Here is a 25,738-nt window from a genome sequence, read left to right as displayed (position 1 = left end):
AGGGGCAACTGGATCCTTCTATCAAATCTGGTTGAAGAACCCTAGTATGCAGTAGTGGGACGCATAACGCGTCCCACTACTGCATACTGCATCACGCAAAAACAGAGCTTTCGTTTGTTGTGATGTGCTTTGCACACCACAACAACAAATATGCATCAAGTACAGTGGCTTGTTAAGTTCTATAAAGACTTAGGAGATTTCCAGATAAGAACTTCCCCATTATTTGGAAAAAAGGCGCGGCGAAGCCGCGCCTTTTTTCCAAATAATGGGGATATTGTTTCTCAGAAATCTCCTTACTCCAGGAGATCGGGTTCTTCTCGGACGATTTTGTCGTACAAGGATTGGAAAGAGAACCAGCCCATGTAGTGGGAACCTACCTGGCTGAAGGTGAGTTGTGCAACTTCATGGGGAATGACGACGGGTTTTCCGGCGGCCTCGGCAGCAAGTTGGGTTTGGCAGGAGCGATCCATGGTGATGAACCACCAGGCGGCTTCGTCAACGGAGTGGCCCACTGTTAGCAGGCCGTGGTTGCGGAGAATGGCGGCTTTGCGCTCGCCCAAGATGGTGCCGATGCGTTGCCCTTCGGAGGTGTCTAGCACGACTCCGGTGTAGTCGTCGAATAGGGCGTGGTCTTCGTAGAAGGAGCAGGCGTCCTGGGTGATGGGATCGAGTAAACGCCCCAGGGAAGCCCAGGTTTTGCCGTAGAGTGAGTGGGCATGGGCAGCGGCGACAACATCTGGGCGGGCCTGGTGGATCTGAGAGTGAATGGCAAAGGCTGCGGCGTTGACGGGGCGATCGCCCTTCACCACTTCTCCCTTATGGTTCACCAGTAGCAGATCGGATACGCGGATGTGCCCGAAATACATTCCAAATGGGTTTACCCAGAAGTGGTCAATTAGCTCTGGGTCGCGGGCTGTAATGTGACCGGCTACCCCTTCATCAAAGCCATAGCGGGCAAATAATCGAAAGGCTGCTGCCAAGCGCTGTTGCCGATGTAAGCGTTCTTCCTGGACCGAACCGAAGACGGGAGGTTGGGGCAGATTGGGTTGAATCATGGTGAGATTAAGGGGTGGCGAGTTTTTGCAATGCGCTCAAGCAGTTATGAGCTAGAGGATGCCTAGGGTCAAGTTTTTGGGTACGTTTCCAGACGGCGGTCGCTCCATCCCATCAACCCCAGAGAGCCTGGAGCTACCCAGCAAGGGCATGAAAGTCTGGGTTAGCGTGGCGGCGGTTGCAGACAGTTCTCAAACTTAAATTTTGGTTGTAGACACCATTCGACCAGAACCTATGTAAGAGACCATTATGTTGTCAGATGATAGGAGGTTTCCCAAGCTTCGGCTATCTTCTGTTAAGACTCCAGCAATTCTCATGAAGTAGATCACACCCTTCCGGCAGCTTTATATAAAAACGGTATCAACTATAAAACCCAAATATAGAAGTGGGGGGGGGGGGGCGCGGGGCAAAGCCCCGCGCACTTCTATATTTGGGTTCTTCAACCAGATTTGATATTACTCAGATGGAGTATTTTCATCGCCTGTTTTGGGCCGTTCCATCGCAGGGGGATAGTGAAGAGTTTCCACTTCGGCGCGATGGGCTGCATTATTGGTCAGCTCTTCGGGCAATTCATCCATGGGGTCTTGCGACATGTCAGATGCTTCACCAATAACGCCGGGGGCGTTTACATTGGGTTTTGCAGAATGGCCTTTATGGCTAGCTTGTCCACCGGGCATAATACAGTCCTCAACTTGATGTACGAGCGGAAGATTCTCCTACGGGAATGGAATTGGGCCGCACCCGCATCCACCCCAGTCCAGCAATTAGCGTGTTAATCAACAAGAAGCCGATGTCATACAGGGATTGATAGGGACCTGACTTAACGTGATGAATTTGTAAGAGATGGTGGTCGATAATCCCTTCTGTCACGTTAAAGAGCCCAAATCCCAGCATTAAAGCTCCCCAAAAAATCGCTCCGGATCGGTTAGCATCCGGCTGCTTCAAGGCCTGCCAAAGGATAATCAGGCCTGTGATCTCCACCGTCCAATTCCACAGATGAAATAGGCCATCACCTAAAGTATTGAGATCCATTCCGGCAATGGTGTTGGTGGCATCAACGTTAGAAAACATGTGATGCCATTGCAACAGTTGATGCAACACAATCCCATCAAAGAAGCCAGCATGGCTGGCTCCCAACAGGATGCCAGCGAAGATCAGAGGACGGCGATCGCCTTTGACTAAAGCAGTTTCTTTGACTGCTTCAGAGTCGGAAGCCATGGGGTTGGGAACAGTCATGGTGGAGATTTGAAGTATATAGGAGAATTCCCGTCTGTGCTTACGGTAGGAGGTGCGAGGCGATCGCTGGAACTGTCGATGGTAGGAGATATCGTTTGGCCGAGGAGGGGCACAGTGCGCCCCTCCTCAACGTACAGAAGTTATGGACAATGCCTAATCCTGCTGGATAGTGTGGATAGAACGACCCAATGATGGAGAGGAGACGACGATGCCCAACTTGCCTGTGAAACGGATGGTGCTTTACAAGCATGGGGTGGGTTTCTTTGAGCGTTATGGCTCGGTGGGGAGCAGTGCGGCGGTGACGCTCACCTTCAAGAAAGAGGAGATGAATGACATCCTCAAAAGCCTGGCAGCGTTTCCTCAGGGGGAAGGGCACGTGGTGAATGTGTCTTATGAGACGCCGGAGGAGAAGCAGGCAGCCTTGGCGAAAGCGCCAATTGTATTGAGTGAGAATGAGGCGTTGCTGGATCTGGTGCGATCGCTCCGAGGTCGTGCTGTTCGCTTTCACCTGGCGGAAAATGGCGATGAAGCGAGCCGCCCGCAATCCCTTACAACACCAGGCTCCGAGTTTGTCGTGAGTGGTTGCCTGGTCGGTGTGGACCAACTGGAGGCGCAGCCGGAGAGCACGCTAATTTCGATCATGACGGTGGGTGCTGAAGCGGATAGTACCCCGAACTTGCGCACCTACCCCTTGTCCCAAGTGCGAGGGTTAGATATTCTCGACCCCCAGAGCGGCAATGACTTGCGCTATGTGCTGGAACTGAGCCAGGCCCGTGAAGACAAGCGTAGTGTGACGGTGCTGCTCGATCGCCCCAATGAAAATCTGCTGGTAACCTACGTCGCTCCCACGCCAACCTGGCGCGTTAGCTATCGTCTGGTCTATACCCCTGATCAAGCTCCTGAAGGTGGCGCAGGCAATGCCGAAACGGGGCAACTGTTGATTCAAGGTTGGGGCATTGTTGATAACCAGCTGGACGAAGATTTGGAAAACGTCTCGTTGACACTGATTGCTGGGCAACCCATCAGCTTCGTCTACGACCTCTACACACCACGCTTTATCGATCGCCCTCAAATACAGGACGAGGAGCGTACGGTTCCTGGTCCTGTGATGTTTCAGGAAGCTTTGATGGCTCCCGCATCAATGGCTCCTGATGCTCCTGATGCTTTTTATGCTTTTGAGGAACCCAGTATCGACTTTGAGATGAGCCGTTCTTTCATGGGTAAGGCGTCGTCAGCGCCAGCAGCTCCCATGCGACGTAGTTTGGAGAATGCTACGCAAGTGCAGGCAACAGGTGTTGCCCGAGGCGAGTTATTTCAGTACGACGTAGGCATTCCAGTCACCATCAAGCGAGGTCAAAGCGCTATGGTGCCGATCCTCGGGGCGACACTGGCAGGACGGAAACAGCATTTGTTCAACTCTGAAAAACTGCCCGATCATCCGGTTGTCACGATTTCTGCGACCAACACGACAGGGCTCATTCTGGAGCGTGGCCCTGCCACCGTTTTGGAAGCCGATAATTATGTAGGAGAAGCGGTACTGGCATTTACGTCAGATCAGGGAGAATTTTTTGTGCCCTATGCAGTGGATTTGGGGGTCCAAATAACGCCCGATGTGAGTAGCCAGGAAGAGACAGCGGCGATCGCCTTCGGCCAGAATGACTACCTGATCCACGATTGGTATCGCATCACGCAAACCACTTACACCATCGAAAACCGCAATCCCTATCCCATCAAGTTGGTGATCGAACAGCGGATTCATCCCCAGAACACATTATTTGATACTCCTGAGCCTGTTGAAATAACGGCAGAATTTCAACGCTGGCGCATGACTGTCCCAGCTCGCAGCTCACAAACGTTCATTGTAAAAGAACGGCAACAGATTGCCCGGCAGGAACGTGTTAGCGATCTCAGCTATGAAACTTTGCAACGGTATTTGGATGAAAAATTTATCGATAAAAACTTCTACGAGCGACTGCACGATATTCTCGATCTCTACCAACAAGTACGCCAAATTGAACGAGAAGTGAAACATCGGACTCAACAGCAAGAACGCTTCGCTCAACAACAACAGGAAGCGGCTGACAAACTTAATCCCTTAGGCCGTGATGGAGAGGAAGGCAATTTACGGCGACGGTTTGTGGCGAAAATTCAAGAATTGGAAGATGAGTGCGATCGCCTCCTGCGCGAGATTGCCGAACTGCAACAACAAGTTCCTGCACTGCAACAGCGCATTCGCCAGCAATTGCAACGTTTAGGCTAGTGGTCTGTCAATGTTCAAGTGTGGGGTTATCCCACACTTGAACATGAAACTTGAGGATTTTTTGAGGGGTCGCAGACCCCTCAAAAACTTCTTGACAGAGTACTAGGGGGCGACAAAAAGAAGCCGCAGCTCTCACAGAACTACGGCTTCTCAGATTTTGGATGCGATTAAACGGTTGCGTCTTCTTTCACCAGCTTGTCCCAACCCAAATCTTTGAGAGCGGTGTTACGGCGTAGGGGACGTGTTACCAACTCCAGAATGTCTCGGGCGTTGCCGAAGCCATGAATTTGGGCGAAGGTGAATTCTACCGACCACTTGGTATTGATACCACGGGCTTCCAGGGGGTTGGCGTGGGCCATGCCCGTAATCACGAGATCCGGCTTCAGGTCATGGATGCGTTGCACCTGATTGTAGTTGTCGGGCTTCTCCACAATCCGGGGGAAGGGCACGCCCATATCGCGGCAGGTTTGCTCGAGTAGAGCCAGTTCCGCAGCCTGATAGCGCTTATCCATGTAGGGAATGCCAATTTCGGGCACCGTCATACCGCAGCGAATGAGGAAGCGGGCCAGAGAAATTTCTAGCAGATTATCGCCCATGAAGAACACGGATTTGCCGCGAATCAGTTGCAGGTAATCTTCCAGGTTGTCCCAAATCTGAGCTTCCCGCTCATCCAGGCCCTTCGGTTCAACCCCAAACACGGAGCAGATTTTCTCCACCCAGGCGCGAGTACCATCCGGGCCGATGGGGAACGGCGCACCGATGAGCTTACACTTACGGCGACGCATGAGGGTGGTTGCTGTGCGCGACAGGAAGGGATTGACGCCGCACACGTAGGAGCCTTCTTCCAATACCGGTAGCTCTGTGTAGCGCTTGGCCGGGAGCCAACCAGAAACCTTGATACCTTGCCGCTTCAATTCCAACGTCAACTGGGTGACGACGGGATCGGGCAGAGAGCCAAACAAGACCAGAGATGGATGATCCACATATTCGGAGGCTTCAGCCGCGACGTCTTCTTTCTTGCGGCCAAAGTTCAGCAGCTTTTGCAAACCACCCCGTTCCTCCTTCTCTTCCTCAGAGGCGGGAGCCTGACTGGGACAACGGGCCGCCATCGCAGCCAGCACCGTATCTTCGCCCTGGGTGAAGGCGTAATCCAACCCATTGGCACGGGCAACCACGATGGGGATGCCAATTTCTGCCTCCAGCTTGGGAGCCAGCCCTTCTAAATCCATCTTGATAATTTCGGTGGTGCAGGTGCCGATCCAGACGATAACGGAGGGGTTGCGATCGCGCTTAATCTGGTCACACAACCGCTTCAGCTCGTCGTAATCATTCAACTGTGCGGAAATATCACCCTCTTCCAGCTCCGCCATTGCATAACGAGGCTCTGCGAAAATCATCACCCCCATCGCGTTTTGCAGGAAGTAGCCGCAGGTTTTAGTCCCAATTACCAGGAAGAAGCTATCCTCAATCTTCTGGTAAAGCCACGCTACACAGCTAATCGGGCAGAAGGTGTGATAGTTCCCGGTTTCACAGTCAAAGTTGAGAGCTTGGGGTTGAGCGTCAGCAAGGGTCATAGTGTTGGAATCCTTGGGGTGGATGAGTCAATGCGTGGATGAGTAAATTCTTTTTCTTCTACCTTTCGCTTCCTTGCCTCCTGCTCCTTCTGTCCCCTACTTTTTGCTGGATTCGCGATCGCGAGCTGCTCCGCTATACCGGGCACCTTCGCAAGATTCATCGATCAGAGAGGGTAGCTTTTGGGATTTTGCAGATTCGAGAGGTTCGAGGGCGGGAGGGGATTGGGACGGAAGCATCTTAACGGGTTTGTTTTCTTCCTCAACGGCCTGGAGGGTTTGTAATTCCTCGTTAGGGTTGAAGTTTAGACCCAGGGCCAGGATGATGCGATCGGGATTATTGCTAAGGCTAACGACCAGGGGAAGGAGTTGAGTGAGTTGGGGTTCGAGGGATGCCAGAGTTCCCAAAATGAAACTGGAGGAGGGACGGCGTTGGCCTCCGCAATCGACCCAAACCCCCAGCTGATCAATCCATTCACGATTTTCCTGGTAGTAGCTTAGCCAACGACGTTTTAGAGATTGACGCAAGTATTGAATATTCACGCACCTGAACCATTAACAAGCAAAGGAACTATCTAAGATTATGTTTGAGAAGTTCCGTAAGGAATTGATTTTTATGCACTGGAAGTACGAAAAAAATCGCTTCTCAAACACCTCTAAGATTTTGCATTGAATTGGTTTCAGGCTTGAACATAACCGCAACCAATCGTAAGGATTAAACCATCATCAAATCCATGTCTTCACTCTCGCTTTTTGGAGCGTGCTTTTCTGGATTGAGATAGAAATCAGATAGCAAACTGAACAGCTCGCGATCGGGAGAATCGTTAGGAACAACTCCTTCTGGGGAAGCCAAAATTTGGTCTGCAATGTTCAGATAGAAGTCACAGACATAGTTGAGCGAGGGATCAGATTCTGCCATTTCAAACAAAGTTTTGCCTTTGACCCGCGATACGCGAATGTCTTCAATCAGCGGCAACACTTCCAGCACTGGCATGGGAACGGTTTCGATGTATTTGTCGATCAGGTCGCGCTTGGCAGTACGGTTACCGATCAACCCGGCCAAACGCAATGGATGCGTGCGGGCTTTTTCTCGGACAGAGGCTGCAATCCGGTTGGCGGCAAATAGCGCATCAAAGCCATTATCAGTCACGATCATGCAGTAGTCAGCGTAGTTGAGAGGTGCCGCAAAACCACCGCACACCACGTCACCCAACACATCGAACAGAATGACATCGTACTCGTCAAAGGCGTTGAGCTCTTTCAGGAGCTTCACTGTCTCACCGACTACATAACCGCCACAACCAGCCCCAGCAGGAGGGCCACCGGCCTCAACACAATCCACACCGCCATAGCCCTTGTAGATCACATCTTCGGGCCAAATATCTTCGTAGTGGAAATTCTTTTCCTGCAAGGTGTCGATGATGGTGGGAATCAAAAAGCCTGTCAGGGTGAAGGTGCTATCGTGCTTCGGGTCGCATCCGATTTGTAGAACCTTCTTGCCTCGCCGTGCCAGTGCAACGGAGATATTGCAACTGGTCGTGGATTTACCGATTCCACCTTTTCCATAGACGGCTAGTTTCACGAGCGGGTTCTCCGTAGTACGTGTAGAGGGCGATTGAGGGGATTAGAGAGAGGAGAGAGTGCAGACTTTCCCGGAAGCAATCGGGAAAGCCTGCGGGTGTAAATGGAAAAACCATTTAGTCCTTTAACCTTCCGGTCACACTTTGCATTATTCACGGAAGAATGGGCTGTGGGAAGGGTACTGAAATTTGGAAATGCGAGCAAATGGAAGCAAAAAGCAGCATCAAGTACATTGAAGCTCATTAAAGGTGCAAGAGAGTTTATTAGAGCTTAAGCGATAAACAGAATCTCTTTGTGTCTTCCTTTTGTAGAAAGAGGAACAATAGACAAATAGATTAAAGCTTCAAATCTTTAGAATTACGATTGATTTTCGTCTAGAGCCTAGCTGCCATGCTCTCGAAGAGCTTCAAGCGGCTGAGCCAGTCTTTGAATGAAGCGATCGCCCCCCACTTCAGATCGCCCTGGATCCCTTCCTATTCAAGGAGACAGCCCTTTCCCTATAGCTTCGAACCAGAGGGATGAACCGCAAAAATCATCCTTAACTTTGCTGAGGATCGTCGGTCAACCTGTCCTTAAAAACGACGAAAAATGGGCATTTCAGAATTCCCTGTAAATTATGATGAATTTTTTGAGATGCAGGGTCTGGAGAAGGAGACGCGTTGAGTATTTTGACTGGTTTTGCTGGAATAGAGGCTTTTCTACAGCCTGCCCAGAGTAATTTGGCACAAGGCGCTGTCTTTTCCTTGGGCATTGCCGCTTTGTTGGATTACCTGATTGGCGACCCATGGGGATGGTTGCATCCAGTGCAGGTGATGGGCTGGGTAATTGGCCAATACAGCCGATGGGTGCTGAAAACCTTCGATAATCCAGCAGCCCAACGAATAGCTGGTGTCGGTTTAACCCTGTTGCTGGTGGTGGGGAGTGGCGCGATCGCCTGGCTGATCATCATCGCTGCTCACCAACTGCATCCCTTCTTTGGCCTGGCTGTGCAAAGCGTGTTACTCGCCAGTTGCTTTGCTGGACGCAGCTTAAGAGCAGCCGCAGAAGACGTTTTGCGGCCCCTTGATGCAGGTGATTTGGAAACAGCGCGGTTGACGTTGAGCCGCTATGTGGGCCGAGATACCGCTCAGCTATCAGAAACAGAAGTGCGGCGGGCGGTGCTGGAAACCGTGACGGAAAACGCAACGGATGGAGTGATGGGGCCGTTATTTTGGGCGATCGCTGGGCTTTTCCTGCCCACAGGCCCGGCACCTTTAGCTTTGGCCTATAAAGCCGCCAGTACTCTCGATTCTATGGTGGGGTACCGAGAAGCCCCCTACACCTATTTGGGGTGGAGTAGCGCCCGCTTTGAAGATGGACTGACCTGGATTCCCTGTCGTCTCGCGGTTCTGACCATTGCACTACTCTCTGGCCGACCGGGGCATGTACTTCGCATTTGCCGCCGCGATGCACCTCAAGATCCAAGTCCCAATGCAGGTTGGAGTGAGTGTGCTTATGCCGCAGCGTTGGGAGTGCAGGTGGGTGGCACGAATGTCTATCGAGGGATCGTTAAACAGAAGCCACTGTTAGGTGATGGCACACAGCCCATTACAACGCAGATTATTCATCAGGCAATGAGATTGACACGGTGGGCATTTCTGGGATGGCTGAGTGGGGCGATCGCCCTTATCTCCGGAAACGCCTTATTCAATCTGAGTTTGGGTTAAGGGCTTTTTCGGGAGGCGCGCGAGGCGCGCCCCAAAAAAAACATTTTGTCGTACGCATAGCGCACGACAAAATGAGCTCTTGGTCTTATCCCAAATTGAGGTATTCAAAATTCTCTTAACTTCTGGCTTAACTTCCTAAACGCCGGTGGTTCAAACCGGGCTTAAGCGGCAAACTAACGTCATGGTCAGAGAACGGCAACCCCCGCCAGCTAAACCCAACGCCTTAAAACACCCCCCATCAAACACCAGAAGCCCTCATGAACCTTTCCTACCGTGGCATTTCATACCAATCTAAATCTCCTGTAGTCGAACCGGGTGAGACGACTCAAACGGCCCGCTTCCTGGGTAACCCCTACAAAGTCTTACAAGCCAGAGTCGTCCAGCACCAAAATTCCGCTCCTCTCAAATATCGTGGTATCGACTACAACGCCTAACCCCATTCTCCGCGTTCTCCAGTTTCCGCTTTGCCCCCCTCAATCTCGGAGTTCTCACCATGCACCTTTCCTACCGAGCGATTTCCTACAGAATCACGACCCCTGCCATTGAGCTCACCGAAACGGATCAGACTGCTCTCTCCGTGAGTAACCGCTTTAAGGTCCAGCAAACAACGGTTGCCCAACGGACTGGGGTTGTATCCAATCTGAAGTATCGCGGTGTTGAACCGAGTACCTGATATTGCCTGCGATGCTGATGCAAAGAACCCCCATCCAATCGGCATCCGCTAAGGCAAGTGCGCTGTGCGTCTACAATCAACTGCTCCTACTCTGAACACACACGAGCCTGAGAGGTATCTCAGGCTTTTTTCTTGGGTCAATTAGGAGAAAAGCTGCGCTCTTTTTTGATCGCTTCGTAGTGTATGGCTATGTGGATGGGATGTGGTGAGAGGGATACGAAGCGCTCCTCTCACCACATCCCATCCACGGGTCTATGACAATTCCGTTCTTATTCTGTTGCGGAGGCGAGGTGTTGTTGGGAGCGACGGGAGCCTTTGTAAAGCTTCCGGGTTGGGTTAGTGGCCCATTCTAGTGAGAGCAATGCGCCATTGAGGGCAAAGGCTAGAACCGAGACAGCGATCGCCCCTGCCCAGATCTTGTCATAGCGTCCGGCTTGAGCAATGCCATCGAAGAGTAGCGTGCCCAGCCCCCCCGCACCAAACTTGGCTCCGATGGTGGCGATCGCGATCGCCACCACTGCCGACAACCGCAGTCCTGCTAAGAAAATGGGCAGAATTAGCGGTACCTGCACCTGCCACCAGCGCTGCCACACACTCATCCCCATCCCCCGTGCTGCCTCAATGACGGATGGGGAAATGGCCTGCAAGCCTACCACCAAATTTCGCACCAGAATGACCTGGGTGTAGATCACCATCGCTGCAATCACTGAGCGATCATTCAACCCAAAAAAGGGCACCAGCAGAATGATCAGGGCCAGGCTGGGAACCGTATAGAGGATGCCCAGGGTGCCGAGAACGGGTACATTGAGCCAGCGGTAGCGGTAGATGAGCAGGGCCAGGGGGAGGGCGACGAGGACGGCGATCGCCAACGTCAACAGCGTCATGCTCAGGTGCTCCAGCACCAACTTCCAGACCACGGCGGGATTTTGGAGAATGTAACCCATCAAGCACCTGCCCCGACACTGGCTGAATCGCGAATGTGCTCCAGAGTCAGGAACCCAACGGCATTGCCGTCTTCTAGCACAGTCAAACGACGGGCCCCCGTCCGGAGGATGAGGGAAAGCGCATGGCGCAGGCTGTCGTCGCGGGTAATGGTGGGTTCGGCATCGGTGTGGGCGTAGTTGGGGGGCATATCCATCATGGCCGTCTCCACACGCAGCAGGCTGAGTTGCCGCACCATGTCATCAGCTCCCATCAGCTCGTGGACAAAGTAATCTGCTGGTTGCGTCAGGATGTGGAACGGGGTGTCATATTGCACGACCTGCCCGGTCCGCATAATCAGAATGTTGTCAGCCAGGCGCAACGCTTCTTCAACATCGTGAGAGACAAATAGAATCGTCTTCTTGAGTTGTCGTTGCAATCGCAAAATCTCATCCTGCAATGCGGTGCGGGTAATGGCATCGATCGCCCCAAACGGTTCGTCCATCAAAATGACCTGCGGATCACCGGCCAGAGCACGGGCCACACCCACCCGCTGCTGCTGACCACCTGAGAGTTGAGCGGGATAGCGATCGCGAAAATCCCCTGGATCCAATGCTACGAGCGTGAGTAACTCATCCACCCGCTCTTGAATTTTGGGACGTGACCAACCCAATAACTTGGGCACCACGGCAATATTTTGGGCCACCGTCATGTGGGGGAAGAGACCCGATTGCTGGATGACGTAACCAATTTGTTTCCGCAGGCTTGTGGCTTTCATTCGCCGGATATCCTGCCCATCCAGGTAAATCGTGCCAGAGGTGGGCTCATAGAGCCGGTTCACCATCTTGAGCAGAGTGGTTTTGCCGCAACCACTCGGCCCCAGCAACACGACGAGTTTGCCGGCTTCAATTTCGCAGGTCACTTCATTGACGGCCAGTCGAGATGCCCCCGGAAACCGCAGTGAGACTTGATTAAACTGAATTGCGCTCACAGTAGGTTGACCTCAACGTGTGTACTCAAGTTTGATTTTTCGTACTGGCGCGCGAAAAATCAAACGCTAAAGCAACCCCTCTTCTGTTAAAAACGTTTTCGCGACATCCGCAGGCTCTTTTTGGTTGCCGCTTACTTCGTAGTTAAGGCGTTGCATCACTTCATCGGTGAGCTTAGGAGCGAGAGCGTTCAGCGTATCGGCCAGCTGAGGGTTGGCATCAATGGCAGACTGCCGAACAACGGGAGCAACCTGGTAAGGAGGGAACAGCTTCTTGTCGTCTTCCAGGAGAACCAGATTGAAGGCGCTAATTTCTCCATCGGTGGCAAAAGCAACTGCCACATCCGCTTCGCCATCAACGATCGCCTTATAGCGCAGCCCAGGATCAACGGCCTTGTATTCCTTCAGTTGAAAATCGCCATACGCTTTCTGGATGCCGGGAAGACCATCCTCTCGAGCCTGAAATTCGGGTGGGCCGACAAGGGTTAAGGAGCTCGCCTTGGCCGCCATATCGGAAATGGTTTTGATGCCCAGCTCATCGGCTTTCTCGCGGGTCATGGCCAATGCCTGGGTGTTGTTCATTGGAGCAGGGTCTAGCCACACCAAATTGAACTGCTCTTTGTAGGCTTTCGAGACGGTATCAAAGACCTGTTGTTGATCGCTGTTGGCAGGGCGTTTTAGAACGGTGAGTAACCCCGTTCCGGTGTACTCAGGATACAGATCAATTTCGTCGTTGACTAAACCCGCTTGAGCGACTGGGGTTCCGCCCAGATTTAGCTTACGTTCGACCTGGAACCCGGCTTTCTCCAGTGCCAGGGCGTACATTTCGCCAATAATGAACTGTTCAGTAAAGTCTTTAGACCCTACGCGGATAGGCCCGGATGAGGCGGCATTATTGCTGGTATTAGAACTACCTCCGGTGCAGGCCACGATGAAGGTAGCGGTCATAAGCGCCAGCAGAGGCAGGATCAAAAAGCGCCGAAAAAATCGCATATCGAACTCCTGGAGCAATGGGAAGGGGGAATTACAGATGGGGTCAGGAATCAGAACGACGGACAGTTTGGGCGATCGCCTCTACGCTGGAAACGCAAAACAGGGGACAGACGTATTCCTACCCTCAAGTCTTATTCATCATACGGACAGGCCTGGTTCAGGGCAACCACTGAGGGCGTAATCCAACCAGGGGTAATTGCTGGGGTTCAACAGCGGTAGGCTTTCCGTCCTTGTCTTTGAGGATGGGGAAGAACCAGAGGCGGCTGGTGGCGATCGCCGAGCCATCAGAACCCCGCAGGGCCTCCTGGTTGTCGGGGCTATCCGCCGTGACAGTCTGGTCGAATAGTAAGCCCAAGCCGTCAGGGGCAAGGCTCATTTGAATATCTCGCTGAAGGGGTAGCTTGAGCAGATCGATCCGTTCACCACTCTTTGTATTCACCGTGGTCAGAATAGGCTGTTCAATAAACTGATCACCTGGCAATAACTTGGTAACCAGGCAGTAAAGCCAGGTTTTGCTGGGATCAAACTGAGCCGTCAGGATGGAACCATCGGTGGTGAGCAAATCCTTCTCGGTACCCTGGCTGGTGACCAGGAATAGCGACTCGGTAGGGTTCTCAGGGTCACGGTTGAATTTCACCATGGTGGCGGCTGAGCCATCGGAGGAGAAGCTTAGCACCATGCCAAATTTAGGCAAAAAGTCCAGCGGGTCTGCTCCAGACTGGAGTGGCAGAATTGCCATCCCTTCCCCCTGGGCCATGGCAACAGAGGTACTGTCAGGAGCAACCAGGAAATCGCCACCGGGTTCCGTTTCAACCCGTTCGGGTTCCTTGCCGGGATAGATCACCCAGAGGCCAAATTCGGAAGGGTTCTGGCGGTTGGCTCGTTGAGCGACGACAAATTCTCCACTGGGGGCCAGGTCAAACTTCAAGTTCTGATACTCGCGGTTATCCAGCACGAGTTCAATCACACCGGCCGGTTGAGGGCTGCTTTTGGGTTTGGGGCGATCGCCCTCCACACCCGGCCCTATGGTTGGCGCGCTGATGTGGATGCCTGTTGTGACGGTGTAAACCTTCTGATCCAACCCAAAGGGATCGTTGGAGTTGCGTTGTGTGGCAGAGAAAAGGATGCGATCGCCTGCTGGATAGGGCTCATAGTCCATCACGACCAGATCCGGCGGGGTCAATATTATCTCTTCTTTGCGAGTGAAGTTATTAAGGATGAGACGTCCAGCGCGATCGCCTTCCACCCCCAGGTAAACCAGAGCGCGATCGCGGCCCTGAAACGTGCTTTCGTACAGCAACATTTCCCGGCCATCCCTGTTTTTGCTGTAGAGATCTCGCGCTCCCTGCAATTGCAGCTTGAACTGGGTGCCATAAGGGGCAGGGTTTTCCAGAGTGTAAGCCATACGGCGACCGGCCCAGCTCATCTTGCCCGCCAGGGGAGGATCAATCTTGAGATTTCGCTCCACGCTTTCATGATCCATAGGACGGCTAAAGGTGAGCAAAAAGGCACGGTCTTCGGCTCCGATTTGGCGATCGCCCCAACTAAAATCCCGCACCCGTGGCGCGGTGTGATCCCCTGATAGGGACAAACCTCCGATCAAAAGGCTAAAAATCATGATGAGTATGAGAGCAATGCGATCAATCGGTTGCCAGCGCTTAGAAGGTTTTGAGGGCCGAGACGTCATACTTTAGCGGATCAAGGGTGGAAGAGTGAGGAAGATTAAATTGTAAGGGGCAGAGCAGGCCATTGGCTGTAACAGAGAGGCGGTGTCTAATTTCTTCAGAGGCGGAATGCTCTAAATAGTGAATTCTCAGGGAGCGGATGACGGCCTTTTGAAGATGATGGAAGACTAGCAGCTTCCCCAAAAAGGTGGGCATAATCGGGGCAGGGGCGTTTACCACACATTTTTTTGATACGGCTTGTACTCGTGTTCCGTTTCGCTGCGGCCTAAGAAAAGCCCTGGCTCTCCTTTGGCCTTAGCAAAACTGAATCAATGTTGTGGATATTACTATGACGACCCTCTCTCACACGCTGACGGATTTGGGCCACGAAATCTATCTTGTCCGTAACTTGCTGGCTCCTTCAGTTTGCGAGCATGTCATTCAGGTCGCGGATTCTCAACAATTTGAGGCGTCTCGAACGTTAGGCGATGACATCGATCTAACAGTGCGCGGCGGTGATATATGGCGTTTGGGAGACCCGGCACCACTCGCGCAATCAACGAACAAGCTGTTGATGAGTCAGGTGGTTGTGGTGCAGCGTTTGCTGTACGAACACTACGGGATGAAATTTCCTGTTGCGGAAAACTTCTCAATTTTGCGGTACCAGACAGGGCAGTTTTACCAACGCCATGTAGACAACATCCTTTTAGCAAACCGCTTCCAGGAGGTGCGACGGGGCATCCCAACCCGCGACATCAGTGTGGTGGGTTACCTGAATGACGGCTTCCAGGGAGGAGAGACCTATTTTGATCGCCAGGATATTAAAGTTAGGCCGGAGGCTGGCAGTGTGCTAATTTTTCCGGCTTATTTCACCCATCCCCACCAATCCCTTCCTGTGACTACAGGTACCCAGTACGTGTTCACGACCTGGTTATTTCATTAGACCTCCTGCGTGAGTCGTTGCGTGGCTTCGCTACGCAACGACTCACGCCCTCAAAACCCGATTCATGCAGGAGGTCTATTGACGAATGGGTTTTGTTGGAGACCGAATTAAGAGTTTATCCAAAAAACTAATGTTGGGGGTGTGTATGCATACCACCCTTCCCAAATTAGGTTTTTGGATGGATTCTAATACCAATTCAATACGCAGTTTTTTGACAAGCTGCACTCAGTAACGCTTGTCAAAAACAAACTGTCTAAACCCGATCGCGTAAGGCTATGTGGGGTTAGAACACCCGAAGGCAATGTCTTGGCGGGCAACGCACAAAACATTGCCTTTAAGCGACGACTCACCCGGAAAAATCCTATAAATCTTTCAATGATGAGCATAATCAGGGTTACAGGATTAGCCTTGAGAGAGTATGCTCCTGAACATTAAGCCGTCAGGGAGGGATCTTTGTAATGTCTACTATTTCGGAAGCGGAACGGCAGGCGATCGCCTATCTCCTCTCCCCTCAGTCGGTTCGCGACCGCTGCGGCCAATTATTTGAACTGGCACGAAAGGATAAGCTGGCACATTTTCGGTTAAATCTGTCCCAACTGCCCTTTGCGGCTGATTATGTGCTGGCGGTTATGCGACAAAATTATCCCGACCTACAAGTGCCATTCCATAGCCGATGGCGACACTTTAATGCAGGAGGGAGCGATCGCCTCGCCGAGCTGGATCAACGGCTAGCGTCTCTCAATCCCCTGGAGCAGGCCCGTGCCCGTTTCGATCTCGTCATTCCGAGTGTGTTGCTGGATGCAGGCGCAGGCGCGAACTGGCGTTATCAGGAAGCTGAGACGGGGCAGGTGTCTCAACGCTCTGAGGGGTTGGCGATCGCGAGCTTTCGTATGTTCTGCGCGGGTGCTTTCTCCAGCGTGCCAGCGGCTCCCCTGCAAACAGATTCTGAGGCGCTGCTGAATCTGGATGCTTCTGCCTTACGAGACGGGTTTCAAGTAACGGACGCAAACCCCCTGGTGGGCCTGGAAGGACGACTCCAGTTGATGTGTCGTTTGGGGCAAGTCTTGCGCGATCATCCCCAATACTTTGGTGCTGAAAATCCCCGTCCAGGTTACCTGGTTGACTACCTCTTAAAGCAGTCTGTCGATCAGCAACTTCCGGCTCCTAAAGTGTTAAGTGCTGTCTTGCAAAGCCTGGGTAATATCTGGCCGGGTCGCATTCAACTGTCTGGAATTAACCTGGGGGATGTCTGGTCACATTCTGCGCTAACGGGTGATCAACTGGCTGATGGAGGACTGGTTCCCTTTCACAAGCTTTCCCAATGGCTCACCTATTCTTTGCTTGAACCCCTGCAAACTCTAGGGATAACGATTACTCAGCTGGATCAGCTCACCGGCCTGGCCGAGTACCGTAATGGTGGCCTATGTATTGATACAGGACTGCTAGAACCGAAGCACGAAGCGGTCACGAAAGAGGCTCACCTGCCTTCTTCGGAAATCATTGTGGAATGGCGTGCCGTAACCGTGATTCTGCTCGACAAAATTGCAGATGCGATTCGCCAATCGCTAAACCTTAGCGAAATAGACCTGCCCCTGGTGAAGGTCTTGGAGGGGGGAACATGGGCCGCAGGTCGTCAAATTGCCGCTGAAAAGCGGATGGGCGGTGGTCCCCCCATTCAAATCGAGAGTGATGGCACCGTGTTTTAACGATCGCTATGACAAAATTAGGGCTCTGAGTTTTATTGGAAAAATGTGCGCAGGTTCTACCTGCGCACATCCATTAAACAAACACGAAACTCGTGTCAAAACTGGTTAGACTGACGCCATAAACGACCCCAATCAACTCTGGGGTTGTAGCCCCTTCTGGGCTGTAGGAAATGCTGGTTCCTGTGACACCCAGGGATGCGGGAAGTTCTGCCAGAACATAATCACTGGCCTGGCCCTGAAGTTGGATAACGTCGTTACCGGTGGTGAAGTCGGCGATCGCCGCAAAATCTAATGCTCCATCGGTGCTGGCATCCCCATCGTTGTAGAAGGCCGAAGCTGTATTTCCCAGCCCAAACGTGTCGCTGCCACTTCCGCCAATCAACACATCAACCTCGCCCACGCCAGTCGTTGTAGCCGCAGTTCCCGTTAAGGTATCGTTGCCCTGGCCGCCATAAACAATGTCATTAGCGGCAGTGCCCGTGAGATTGTCGTCGGTGATAAGGGTGTTGTTGGTAGCGATTACATCCTCAAACGCTGAAAGAATCGTGAGCCCTTCAGCGTCGGTAATGCCAAGCGATTCACCTAACTCACTTGCGGTTGTGGAGAGCGATGTCAGTTCTTCTTGACTCAGCTCACCATCTCCTAAAGCTGTTAAAGCGCTATCAATTAACGGGGATAAGTCAACATCCGATAGAGGTATATCGATACTGCTCTCAATGGCATCAATGAGCGCTTGGATATCTTCTTGAAAGCCATCGGGGGCAACCAGATTGATTGAGTCAGAGATGCTAAATGTAGCCATCAGAAAGTCTCCTTTAATAAACGGCGATTTGTCTGACGAGGCTTCGAAACGTGAACGTTGAGTTAGGGGTACTCAACGAAACAAACGTTTCCAGGATACCCTAACCTCCCCTATCCTGCTATTGCTAACATTTTTATTGAATTTGCAGGCTATACGAGGCAACTCTTGTGGGCCAGGGATTTCAGCGCATCATTGTAACTTATCGAGTTTTATAACGTTCTTGGATTTAGAGATATGAGGTATGAATTTGCCTGATGCAATGGGCTTATAGTTTTGACGAGGCTTAATGTTCCTTTAATGTCAGTTTCTAAACTTATTTCTATTCGATGGTTGCGATCGAATTTTAAGGATCTTGTATTTACTAATCTGTCATTCTTCTTGTGGAATTAGTTTTTATAAAAATAGCGAGAATCTATTTTGAAAGTTATTTTTCGTGTGCAAATCGCATAAAAGGCGAGCCTTTTAGTCAGCTTTAGAGAACGCCCTAATACTAACTAGTCAGTATTAGCCCATATTTGGATATGGGGGTGCTTCACACCTCTCATTTCCAAATACAGGCAAACGTGAACCGTTTAGTACTAGGGTGGGGTACCATAATCATGTGAAAGACCTTCTTGTTAAGAATGGTTTAAGGAATACTTAGGCTGAAGTCTTTCAATCTATTTTCGCTATTACGGTGGCATCTACACATAAGGAGTTGTTAATGTTGTGTGTGTAGATTGAAGTTGTGTCAATTCTCCCTGCCTCCGATTTTCCCTTAACTACTGTGTTTTCTTTCTCTAATTTGACCCTGGAATCAACCCTGCAAGAGTTAACACTCTATGAGTGTCAGGTTGAGTCCTTTGAAAGGGTATCTGAAGTTGTGCAGTTGCTAGATCAACGGCCTGAATTACCCGGTATTCTTGTTACGGAGCGAGGCAAAACTGTAGGCTTACTATCCCGACGGCGATTTCTTACAAAGATGAGCCGTCCCTATGCATTAGAACTTTATTTGAAGCGATCGCTCCAATCATTTTGCAGCTCAACGGATACTCGATTTCTCTTATTTTCGGGGGGCGATCGCATTGTCGATGCCGCTCAGCAGTCAGTAAAGCGATCGCTCGATTACCTCTACGATCCTGTAGTAGTTCAGCTCAGCGAAAAAGAGCATCGGCTACTGGACGTGCATCAACTGCTCGTAGCCCAATCAACCATTCATGAATTGGCGCAGCAGGTGATTCGAGAGCAATCCCGGAACCAGATGATCCAGGCCGAAAAGATGGTGAGCCTTGGGCGTGTAGTTGCCAATGTAGCCCACGAAATTCTAAACCCGGTGAACTTTATTTCAGGGAACTTGGGCTATCTCAAAAGCTATGTTGAGAACTTATTAAAACTATTGGAGTTGTATGAAGTCAGCCTTCCAAATCCTCCCTCACCAGTGCTAAAAGCTCGGGATGAAATTGGAATTGATTTTGTGCGATCAGATGTTGGTAAAATTCTCGAAAGCCTGAAGGTTGGTGCTGTTCGCTTAAAGGGTATTGCCGAAAGCCTCAGAAAATTTTCGCGGATGGATGATGGTCAGCTTCAAAAAACGGATGTTCATCAGTGTATTGATCATGCACTTCTCATCCTCAATAGCCGTACTAAAAATACAGTAGAAATTGAGAAAGACTACGGGGATTTGGTAGCCATTGATTGTTATCCCAATCAACTGTCTCAAGTCTTTATGAACATTCTCAGTAATGGTATTGATGCTCTACTGGAACGAGCCAATCAAAAAATGGTGAGTGCCTCAGTTGCTTCTTACCAGAATGGTGAAGGTTCTGAGCTGTCATCTAAACCTTGGCGTCCTGTTATTACCATTCGAACCTGGATGAAGGGCGATGAAGAAGTGGCGATCGCCATTTCCGACAATGGCACAGGCATCCCCAAAAAAATTCAACAACACATCTTCGAAGAGTTTTTCACAACAAAACCCGAAGGTCAGGGGACAGGTTTAGGCTTAGCGATCAGCTATCAAATTGTGACAGAACGTCATCTGGGGCAACTCAATCTGAAATCTGAATTAGGTGTAGGAACAGAATTTGAAATCTTTCTTCCAATTCACCATAGTTCCCCAGCCTATAAATAATCTGAGTAGTCTACTTGGGCAGTCGTCACATGCCTAATCTGGCTTTTCAACTCAGTGTCAATAATCGCAAAGGCTACTCTGCCTCAACCTATCGCAGGTACTTTAGAGGAGCACGCTGAAGCTCATCAACTATCACATTCGCCATACAGCTACCCCATCTCTCCAAGCTGTCTTAGGGGCTGTTTTAAAGGTTGTTTTCCGTACACGAAGGGTACGGAAAACAACTTTGCAGCGAGTTTTAAAACACGCCTTAGCCCGAATAGATCAACGTTTACGTTTGAGCCAATTAAAAATTGGTAATAGGATTGCGGCTTGCTAACCACCGTTCTAAGGATTTCTGGCTTTCACTGCTTTGACGACCTGCTAGTAAGCCTTCAATACCAATGTGTTCATCTAGATCAACCCATTCAATAGCGTAACCATCAGCGAGCAATTGCCAGTTCTGCCGTTCTGCCAGAGAACCATGCAATAAACGGGGGTACCAGGAAAGAGGAACAATTAGGCTCCGCCCATCAACCAGATCAATGATGAGTTTTTCATCCGTTATGGTGACTTGAGCAGCAAGGGGTTCTGTTTCAAGCGTCAAAGTAGTCATGCCATGCCTCCAGTAAGGTTTGATGGTACTCCTCCACAACTTTCTTAATATCGTTTAACTCATGCTCTTTGAAGCCTCGATTCTTTTCAAGGGCGATCGGGATGAGCCAAAATTTTGCAAGTTGACGGTCACGCTTTACATGAATATGAGCAGGTTCAGCCCTATCAGAACTAAAGAAGATAAAGCTGTAGGGGCCAACCTGAAGAACTGTGGGCATGAGCTAGATGTTCGCTGATCTGACCTTAGTTTAACCTGCCAATACTTGACAGCTAAGGAATAGAGGCGATCGCCCCCCACTCACCCCATTAGAAGGAGTGCGATCGCCCCTCCCGTTTGCAGTTGCGATCGCCCCTCCACTCCACTCATCTACCCATCCACTCATCCACTCATCTACACTTAAAGAACCCATCCAACAGCCCACAATCCCATGAGCTACCGCGAAATCATCACGATTGAACCCGACAAACGGGGAGGAAAACCTTGTATTCGACGGATGCGAATCACGGTTTACGATGTTCTAGGCTGGCTGGCAGCAGGAATGTCTCACGCTGAGATTCTGGATGACTTTCCTGAATTAACTGAGCAAGATATTCGCGCGTGTTTAGAATTCGCAGCAGATCGTGACCATCGGTTAGTCGCTTCGGTAGGTGCAAGTTGAGGCTTCTATTTGACCAGAATTTAAGCCGGAAATTAGTAGCTCGATTGGCGGATGTTTTTCCTGAATCTAGTCATGTTCAATTTCAGGGGCTAGACCAGAAAACGGATACAGAAATATGGGAATTTGCCAAGGTTAACGACTTTTGTATTGTGACGCAAGATGCAGACTTTCCTGAACGAAGCCGTTTATATGGTTCGCCTCCAAAAGTTGTATGGCTCAGATGTGGCAATACACCTACAAGCCAGGTTGAAGCCTTGATTCGTTCTGGCTTTGTGGCAATCCAAGCCCTATTAAATGACTCTAATTTGCACTGTCTTGAGTTGCATTAATAATAATAGAAATATCGAGTTAAATGCGTTTCATTCCTCTTTCTCAGCACCATAAAATAGGCCAACTCCTCCTATTGAATTGCCGCTAATATTATGAGGATTGAATTTCACAGCATTGCGTTTCATTTTTTCTTTGAAAAACTCTTCTAGGACAGGAATAGTATTAGGAGCCAGTTCAATATGCCGTGTATCGGCTTCTTGCATTCGCCCTAAAATTGAGTATCTGGCTTTGTTTTCTCCATCTCTAGCAGAAACCCTTTCTGCACTAGAGAATCAACAGCCAAGTACACCTTCCATTCAAGCCAAGGGTGTTGAGGATCAGAAGGATTGGCTAGCTGTTGATCAAGAAATAGCTTCAAAATTTCTACTTCACTGTCTTGCAATTCCTTGCTTAACGCCTCGAAATAATGGTGGTCCACAGATTTCTTGTAGTCGTCAAACACAGACTTCATTGAATCAGGAATTTGATACAGGCTATGGATTTGATCAATTCTATGAATCTCCTTCAATAAACCGATTTTAACTAGGGAATTAACAGGTCGTTGATGTCTATTAATTTCTAGTGTCTGATTCCCCACCATTTGTAAAATCTCAATGTGGTCATCTGGCAGGTCTGGAAGAAGATTGCGTATATATTCTTTCTTCTTTTCAAGATCCTTATTTTGTCTGTATTGTGCTGTCAATATTTTTGTAAGCCTTGAAACATTTATCAAAAACCAAAGCAATAATTCAGTAAGCAGAAGGCCTGAACTAAAAGCTAAAAGAACTAAAAAAAGATAAAACTGCTTCTTCGGATAACTTTTTCGTATCAATTACTGGCTTTAGCTCTGGATATAGGAAGAAAATCATGAGAAGTGCAATAAGACATCCGACAGTCACTTGAGCAGCAATCTTCTTGGAGTTAAGAGAAGATATAAACTTTAAAATTTGCTCAATCATTGAAGGGATGCCAAGTTTAGGGCTGGTCTAAGAATTATTATGATTAAAAACATATTAGCTCAGCAAAATGAGAGGGTCTGTTTGGGCGGCAACTGCTACTGAGGGGGGAGGGAGAGCCGATCCTGTGGGTAGGGTTGAGATCCTTACAATAAAGACATCGTTAAAGAGGGCGGAAAAGTCCTTGCCGGAGCGTAGTGAGGTGGATAATGACACCATCCGGCATCGCCCCCGAGAAAGTCCCTATTGAAACGGATCCCGAGTCCTATGCAACCTACGAGCCAGGAAAAATTCACCGAGAAAGTCTGGGAAGCCTTTGTGTCCAGTCAAGACCTGGCGCGGCAGGCCCAGCAGCAACAGATTGAGACTGAGCACCTGATGAAAGCCCTGTTAGAGCAAGAGGGGCTGGCCGTTAGCGTGTTCAACAAAGCAGGTACCAACGTGCAGCGCGTGCGCGACTACACCGATAGCTTTATTGCCAAGCAACCCAAAGTCAGCGGCAGTGGTTCCTCTTTATACTGGGGCCGTTCTGCCGATGCGTTGCTCGATCGCGCCGAGAACCACCGCAAATCCTTCGGCGACGACTTCATTTCCGTCGAGCACATCTTGTTGGGATACGCCCAGGACGATCGCTTTGGGAAACCCTTATTCCGCGAGCTGCGGCTGGACGAAGCCTCTCTCAGACGGTTTATCGAACAAGTACGAGGCAGCCAAAAAGTGACCGATCAAAATCCTGAAAACAAATACGAAGCCCTGGAGAAATTTGGCCGCGACCTCACCGAAATGGCGCGTCAGGGTAAACTCGACCCGGTGATTGGTCGAGACGATGAAATTCGGCGCACCATCCAGATCCTCTCCCGCCGGACGAAGAACAACCCGGTGCTGATTGGGGAACCTGGGGTAGGTAAAACGGCGATCGCCGAAGGCTTAGCCCAACGTATCGTCAAAGGTGACGTACCCGAATCCCTTAAGGACCGCAAGCTGATTGCCCTCGATATGGGTGCGTTGATTGCCGGGGCTAAGTATCGTGGCGAATTCGAAGAGCGCTTGAAAGCGGTGCTGAAGGAAGTTATGGACTCCAGCGGCACGATCATTCTGTTCATCGATGAGATCCATACTGTTGTGGGCGCGGGTGCGACCCAGGGCGCGATGGATGCCGGGAACCTGCTGAAGCCCATGCTGGCCCGAGGCGAGCTGCGCTGTATTGGTGCTACCACCCTGGATGAGTACCGCAAGTATCTGGAAAAGGATGCAGCCCTGGAGCGGCGATTCCAGCAGGTGTATGTGGATCAGCCCTCCGTGTCTGATACCATCTCCATTCTGCGCGGTCTGAAAGATCGCTACGAGACGCACCACAACGTCAAAATCGCTGACAACTCCCTGGTGGCAGCGGCGGTGCTTTCGAATCGTTACATTAGCGATCGCTTCCTCCCCGACAAGGCCATTGACCTGGTGGACGAAGCCGCCGCCAAGCTGAAGATGGAAGTCACTTCCAAGCCAGAGGAACTGGACGAAGTGGATCGTAAGATTCTGCAACTGGAAATGGAGCGGTTGTCGCTTCAGAAAGAAACGGATGCTGCGTCGCGCGATCGCCTCGAAAAACTCGACCGAGAACTGGCCGACCTGAAGGAAACTCAATCCGCCTTTAACGCCCAGTGGCAGGCAGAAAAGGATGTCCTGGATGTCCGTAAAAACCTGAAGGAAGAAATCGACCACGTCAACATCGAGATCGAGCAGGCCGAACGTGACTATGACCTGAACCGTGCCGCCGAGTTAAAGTACGGCAAACTGGCCCAGCTCCAGAAACAACTGGATGAAGCCGAAACCCGTCTGAACCAGACCCAGACCAGCGGTAAATCCCTGCTGCGGGAAGAAGTCACCGAGTCCGACATCGCGGAAATCATCTCCAAGTGGACGGGCATCCCCATCAGCAAGCTGGTGGAATCGGAAATGCAAAAACTCCTGCACCTGGAGGACGAGCTGCACCATCGAGTGATTGGTCAGGACGAAGCGGTGACGGCAGTTTCGGATGCAATCCAGCGTTCCCGTGCAGGTCTCTCTGACCCCAACCGTCCGATCGCCAGCTTCATCTTCCTTGGCCCCACGGGGGTTGGTAAGACCGAGCTTGCGAAAGCTCTGGCCTCCTACCTGTTCGACACAGAGGATGCGATGGTACGGATCGATATGTCGGAATACATGGAGAAACACGCCGTATCCCGCTTGATTGGTGCACCTCCGGGATATGTGGGTTACGAGGAAGGGGGCCAACTGACGGAGGCGATTCGTCGCCGGCCCTATGCCGTGGTGCTGTTCGATGAAATCGAGAAAGCTCACCCCGACGTGTTTAACGTCTTCTTGCAAATTTTGGATGACGGACGTATCACCGACTCTCAGGGGCGCACGGTGGACTTTAAGAACACCATCATCATCATGACCAGCAACATCGGGTCGCAGTTCATCCTCGACCTGGCTGGCGATGACGATCGCTACGACGAAATGCGCAGCCGTGTGATTGACGCGATGCGGGCCAACTTCCGACCAGAATTCCTCAACCGGGTGGACGAATTCATCATCTTCCATAGCCTGAAGAAGTCCGAGCTACGCAACATCGTTAAGCTGCAAGTGAAGCGGCTAGAGGAGCGGCTGACCGATCGCAAGATGGCCCTCCGCATCTCCGATAGCGCTCTCGACTTCCTTGCCGATGTGGGTTACGACCCCGTATATGGGGCACGTCCACTAAAGCGGGCGATTCAGCGGGAGTTGGAAACGGCGATCGCCAAGGCTATCCTGCGGGGCGAGTTCACCGATGGCGACACCATCTATGTCGATGTGGAGAACGAGCGGTTAGCGTTCAAACGCCTTCCTTCTGAGGTGTTGACCACTCAATAACATTCCTTTAAAAGGTGGGCTACGGCCCACCTTTTTTATTGGGTAATTGAGATAGCGATCGCCAGTTCATTCATTGCGATAAGGAGGTTCGCTGAGATCTTCTCAAGAAGATTGCCTAAATCTT

Annotated in this window: 28 protein-coding genes; 11 read left to right on the top strand and 17 right to left on the bottom strand. The window is 50.8% G+C overall.

From position 1 onward, the window contains the following. Positions 1-293: 293 nt before the first annotated feature. A complete protein-coding gene (locus NDI52_RS13515) occupies positions 294-1,055 on the bottom strand; it encodes a class II aldolase/adducin family protein (RefSeq protein WP_190774443.1) in 762 nt (253 codons plus the stop codon). A gap of 58 nt (positions 1,056-1,113) precedes the next feature. Between NDI52_RS13515 and NDI52_RS13510 the strand changes: the two genes are divergently transcribed. Then, positions 1,114-1,254, top strand: a complete 141-nt coding sequence (locus NDI52_RS13510; RefSeq protein ID WP_190774442.1) for a hypothetical protein — start codon at positions 1,114-1,116, stop codon at positions 1,252-1,254. 254 nt (positions 1,255-1,508) lie between these two features. Here the strand turns inward: NDI52_RS13510 and NDI52_RS13505 are convergent, their stop codons facing one another. Both NDI52_RS13505 and NDI52_RS13500 read right to left on the bottom strand, forming a co-directional pair. Beyond that, a complete protein-coding gene (locus NDI52_RS13505) occupies positions 1,509-1,730 on the bottom strand; it encodes a hypothetical protein (protein ID WP_190774441.1) in 222 nt (73 codons plus the stop codon). 10 nt (positions 1,731-1,740) lie between these two features. Continuing rightward, positions 1,741-2,271 (bottom strand): DUF2243 domain-containing protein, encoded by a 531-nt coding sequence (locus NDI52_RS13500; protein WP_242045974.1) that lies wholly within the window; start codon positions 2,269-2,271, stop codon positions 1,741-1,743. Positions 2,272-2,497: 226 nt separating this feature from the next. Here NDI52_RS13500 and NDI52_RS13495 point away from each other — a divergent pair, with 226 nt between their 5' ends. Then, positions 2,498-4,549: a hypothetical protein gene (locus NDI52_RS13495; RefSeq protein WP_190789224.1), complete on the top strand. Its 2,052-nt coding sequence runs from the start codon at positions 2,498-2,500 to the stop codon at positions 4,547-4,549. A gap of 167 nt (positions 4,550-4,716) precedes the next feature. Here NDI52_RS13495 and NDI52_RS13490 read toward each other — a convergent pair whose 3' ends face one another. The 3 genes from NDI52_RS13490 to bchL all read right to left on the bottom strand — a co-directional run bounded on the left by NDI52_RS13490 (position 4,717) and on the right by bchL (position 7,702). Next, positions 4,717-6,123 (bottom strand): ferredoxin:protochlorophyllide reductase (ATP-dependent) subunit N, encoded by a 1,407-nt coding sequence (locus tag NDI52_RS13490; protein ID WP_190774438.1) that lies wholly within the window; start codon positions 6,121-6,123, stop codon positions 4,717-4,719. Positions 6,124-6,219: 96 nt separating this feature from the next. Next, entirely contained in the window at positions 6,220-6,663 is a 444-nt protein-coding gene (locus NDI52_RS13485; RefSeq protein WP_190774437.1) for a DUF5331 domain-containing protein, read from the bottom strand. Between the two features lie 172 nt (positions 6,664-6,835). Then, entirely contained in the window at positions 6,836-7,702 is an 867-nt protein-coding gene (gene bchL, locus NDI52_RS13480) for a ferredoxin:protochlorophyllide reductase (ATP-dependent) iron-sulfur ATP-binding protein (RefSeq protein WP_190774436.1), read from the bottom strand. Positions 7,703-8,420: 718 nt separating this feature from the next. On the opposite strand from bchL, the gene cbiB reads away from it, so the two are divergent. From cbiB to NDI52_RS13465, 3 genes are all read left to right on the top strand, one after another. Then, positions 8,421-9,407, top strand: a complete 987-nt coding sequence (cbiB, locus tag NDI52_RS13475) for an adenosylcobinamide-phosphate synthase CbiB (protein WP_190774445.1) — start codon at positions 8,421-8,423, stop codon at positions 9,405-9,407. A 257-nt stretch (positions 9,408-9,664) separates the two neighbouring features. After that, a complete protein-coding gene (locus tag NDI52_RS13470) occupies positions 9,665-9,841 on the top strand; it encodes a DUF4278 domain-containing protein (RefSeq protein WP_190774435.1) in 177 nt (58 codons plus the stop codon). Positions 9,842-9,900: 59 nt separating this feature from the next. Then, the gene (locus tag NDI52_RS13465) at positions 9,901-10,080 is read left to right on the top strand and encodes a DUF4278 domain-containing protein (protein ID WP_190774434.1); all 180 of its coding nucleotides are present in this window, start codon (positions 9,901-9,903) and stop codon (positions 10,078-10,080) included. 269 nt (positions 10,081-10,349) lie between these two features. Here NDI52_RS13465 and NDI52_RS13460 read toward each other — a convergent pair whose 3' ends face one another. The 5 genes from NDI52_RS13460 to NDI52_RS13440 form a co-directional block, all read right to left on the bottom strand. Then, entirely contained in the window at positions 10,350-11,024 is a 675-nt protein-coding gene (locus tag NDI52_RS13460; protein ID WP_190774433.1) for an ABC transporter permease, read from the bottom strand. Further along, positions 11,024-11,992 (bottom strand): ATP-binding cassette domain-containing protein, encoded by a 969-nt coding sequence (locus NDI52_RS13455; RefSeq protein ID WP_190774432.1) that lies wholly within the window; start codon positions 11,990-11,992, stop codon positions 11,024-11,026. The genes NDI52_RS13460 and NDI52_RS13455 overlap by 1 nt, the downstream gene beginning before the upstream one ends. 66 nt (positions 11,993-12,058) lie before the next feature. Continuing rightward, complete coding sequence (locus NDI52_RS13450) at positions 12,059-12,982, bottom strand: glycine betaine ABC transporter substrate-binding protein (protein WP_190774431.1); 924 nt, start codon at positions 12,980-12,982, stop codon at positions 12,059-12,061. A gap of 157 nt (positions 12,983-13,139) precedes the next feature. Next, positions 13,140-14,669, bottom strand: a complete 1,530-nt coding sequence (locus tag NDI52_RS13445) for a hypothetical protein (RefSeq protein WP_190774430.1) — start codon at positions 14,667-14,669, stop codon at positions 13,140-13,142. Further along, positions 14,641-14,862 (bottom strand): hypothetical protein, encoded by a 222-nt coding sequence (locus tag NDI52_RS13440; protein WP_190774429.1) that lies wholly within the window; start codon positions 14,860-14,862, stop codon positions 14,641-14,643. The genes NDI52_RS13445 and NDI52_RS13440 overlap by 29 nt, the downstream gene beginning before the upstream one ends. Before the next feature lie 133 nt (positions 14,863-14,995). On the opposite strand from NDI52_RS13440, the gene NDI52_RS13435 reads away from it, so the two are divergent. Beyond that, positions 14,996-15,589, top strand: coding sequence for a 2OG-Fe(II) oxygenase (locus NDI52_RS13435; protein WP_190774428.1), 594 nt, complete (start codon positions 14,996-14,998; stop codon positions 15,587-15,589). 458 nt (positions 15,590-16,047) lie between these two features. Continuing rightward, the gene (locus NDI52_RS13430) at positions 16,048-17,295 is read left to right on the top strand and encodes a URC4/urg3 family protein (RefSeq protein WP_190774427.1); all 1,248 of its coding nucleotides are present in this window, start codon (positions 16,048-16,050) and stop codon (positions 17,293-17,295) included. 73 nt (positions 17,296-17,368) lie between these two features. Here NDI52_RS13430 and NDI52_RS13425 read toward each other — a convergent pair whose 3' ends face one another. Further along, positions 17,369-18,097: a hypothetical protein gene (locus NDI52_RS13425; RefSeq protein ID WP_190774426.1), complete on the bottom strand. Its 729-nt coding sequence runs from the start codon at positions 18,095-18,097 to the stop codon at positions 17,369-17,371. 766 nt (positions 18,098-18,863) lie between these two features. Between NDI52_RS13425 and NDI52_RS13420 the strand changes: the two genes are divergently transcribed. Continuing rightward, complete coding sequence (locus NDI52_RS13420; RefSeq protein WP_190774425.1) at positions 18,864-20,207, top strand: ATP-binding protein; 1,344 nt, start codon at positions 18,864-18,866, stop codon at positions 20,205-20,207. A gap of 286 nt (positions 20,208-20,493) precedes the next feature. Here the strand turns inward: NDI52_RS13420 and NDI52_RS13415 are convergent, their stop codons facing one another. Genes NDI52_RS13415 through NDI52_RS13405 form a run of 3 tightly spaced genes read right to left on the bottom strand, consistent with a single transcriptional unit; the run spans position 20,494 to position 21,211 of the window. After that, positions 20,494-20,802, bottom strand: a complete 309-nt coding sequence (locus NDI52_RS13415; protein WP_190774424.1) for a DUF2442 domain-containing protein — start codon at positions 20,800-20,802, stop codon at positions 20,494-20,496. Then, on the bottom strand, positions 20,783-21,019 hold the full coding sequence (locus NDI52_RS13410) for a DUF4160 domain-containing protein (protein WP_190774423.1): 237 nt from the start codon (positions 21,017-21,019) through the stop codon (positions 20,783-20,785). Before NDI52_RS13410 ends, NDI52_RS13415 begins: the two co-directional genes overlap by 20 nt. Before the next feature lie 30 nt (positions 21,020-21,049). Beyond that, positions 21,050-21,211 (bottom strand): hypothetical protein, encoded by a 162-nt coding sequence (locus NDI52_RS13405; RefSeq protein ID WP_190774422.1) that lies wholly within the window; start codon positions 21,209-21,211, stop codon positions 21,050-21,052. A gap of 18 nt (positions 21,212-21,229) precedes the next feature. Between NDI52_RS13405 and NDI52_RS13400 the strand changes: the two genes are divergently transcribed. Then, positions 21,230-21,460, top strand: coding sequence for a DUF433 domain-containing protein (locus tag NDI52_RS13400; protein ID WP_190774421.1), 231 nt, complete (start codon positions 21,230-21,232; stop codon positions 21,458-21,460). Continuing rightward, positions 21,457-21,789 (top strand): DUF5615 family PIN-like protein, encoded by a 333-nt coding sequence (locus tag NDI52_RS13395; RefSeq protein ID WP_190774420.1) that lies wholly within the window; start codon positions 21,457-21,459, stop codon positions 21,787-21,789. The genes NDI52_RS13400 and NDI52_RS13395 overlap by 4 nt, the downstream gene beginning before the upstream one ends. A 30-nt stretch (positions 21,790-21,819) precedes the next feature. On the opposite strand, the gene NDI52_RS13390 is transcribed toward NDI52_RS13395, so the two are convergent. Next, positions 21,820-21,993 carry a hypothetical protein gene (locus tag NDI52_RS13390; protein ID WP_190774419.1) on the bottom strand — a complete coding sequence of 58 codons (174 nt, stop codon included), beginning with the start codon at positions 21,991-21,993 and terminating at the stop codon, positions 21,820-21,822. Positions 21,994-21,998: 5 nt separating this feature from the next. Then, positions 21,999-22,601, bottom strand: a complete 603-nt coding sequence (locus NDI52_RS13385) for a hypothetical protein (protein ID WP_190774418.1) — start codon at positions 22,599-22,601, stop codon at positions 21,999-22,001. A gap of 391 nt (positions 22,602-22,992) precedes the next feature. Between NDI52_RS13385 and clpB the strand changes: the two genes are divergently transcribed. Next, on the top strand, positions 22,993-25,614 hold the full coding sequence (gene clpB, locus NDI52_RS13380) for an ATP-dependent chaperone ClpB (RefSeq protein WP_190774417.1): 2,622 nt from the start codon (positions 22,993-22,995) through the stop codon (positions 25,612-25,614). The last annotated feature ends 124 nt before the right edge of the window (positions 25,615-25,738 follow it).

This window comes from Leptolyngbya sp. PL-A3 (genome assembly GCF_039962325.1).
Classification (GTDB): domain Bacteria; phylum Cyanobacteriota; class Cyanobacteriia; order Elainellales; family Elainellaceae; genus Vacuolonema.
Note: the sequence above shows the minus strand (reverse complement) of the source record. Positions and strands in the feature narration are given on the sequence as shown.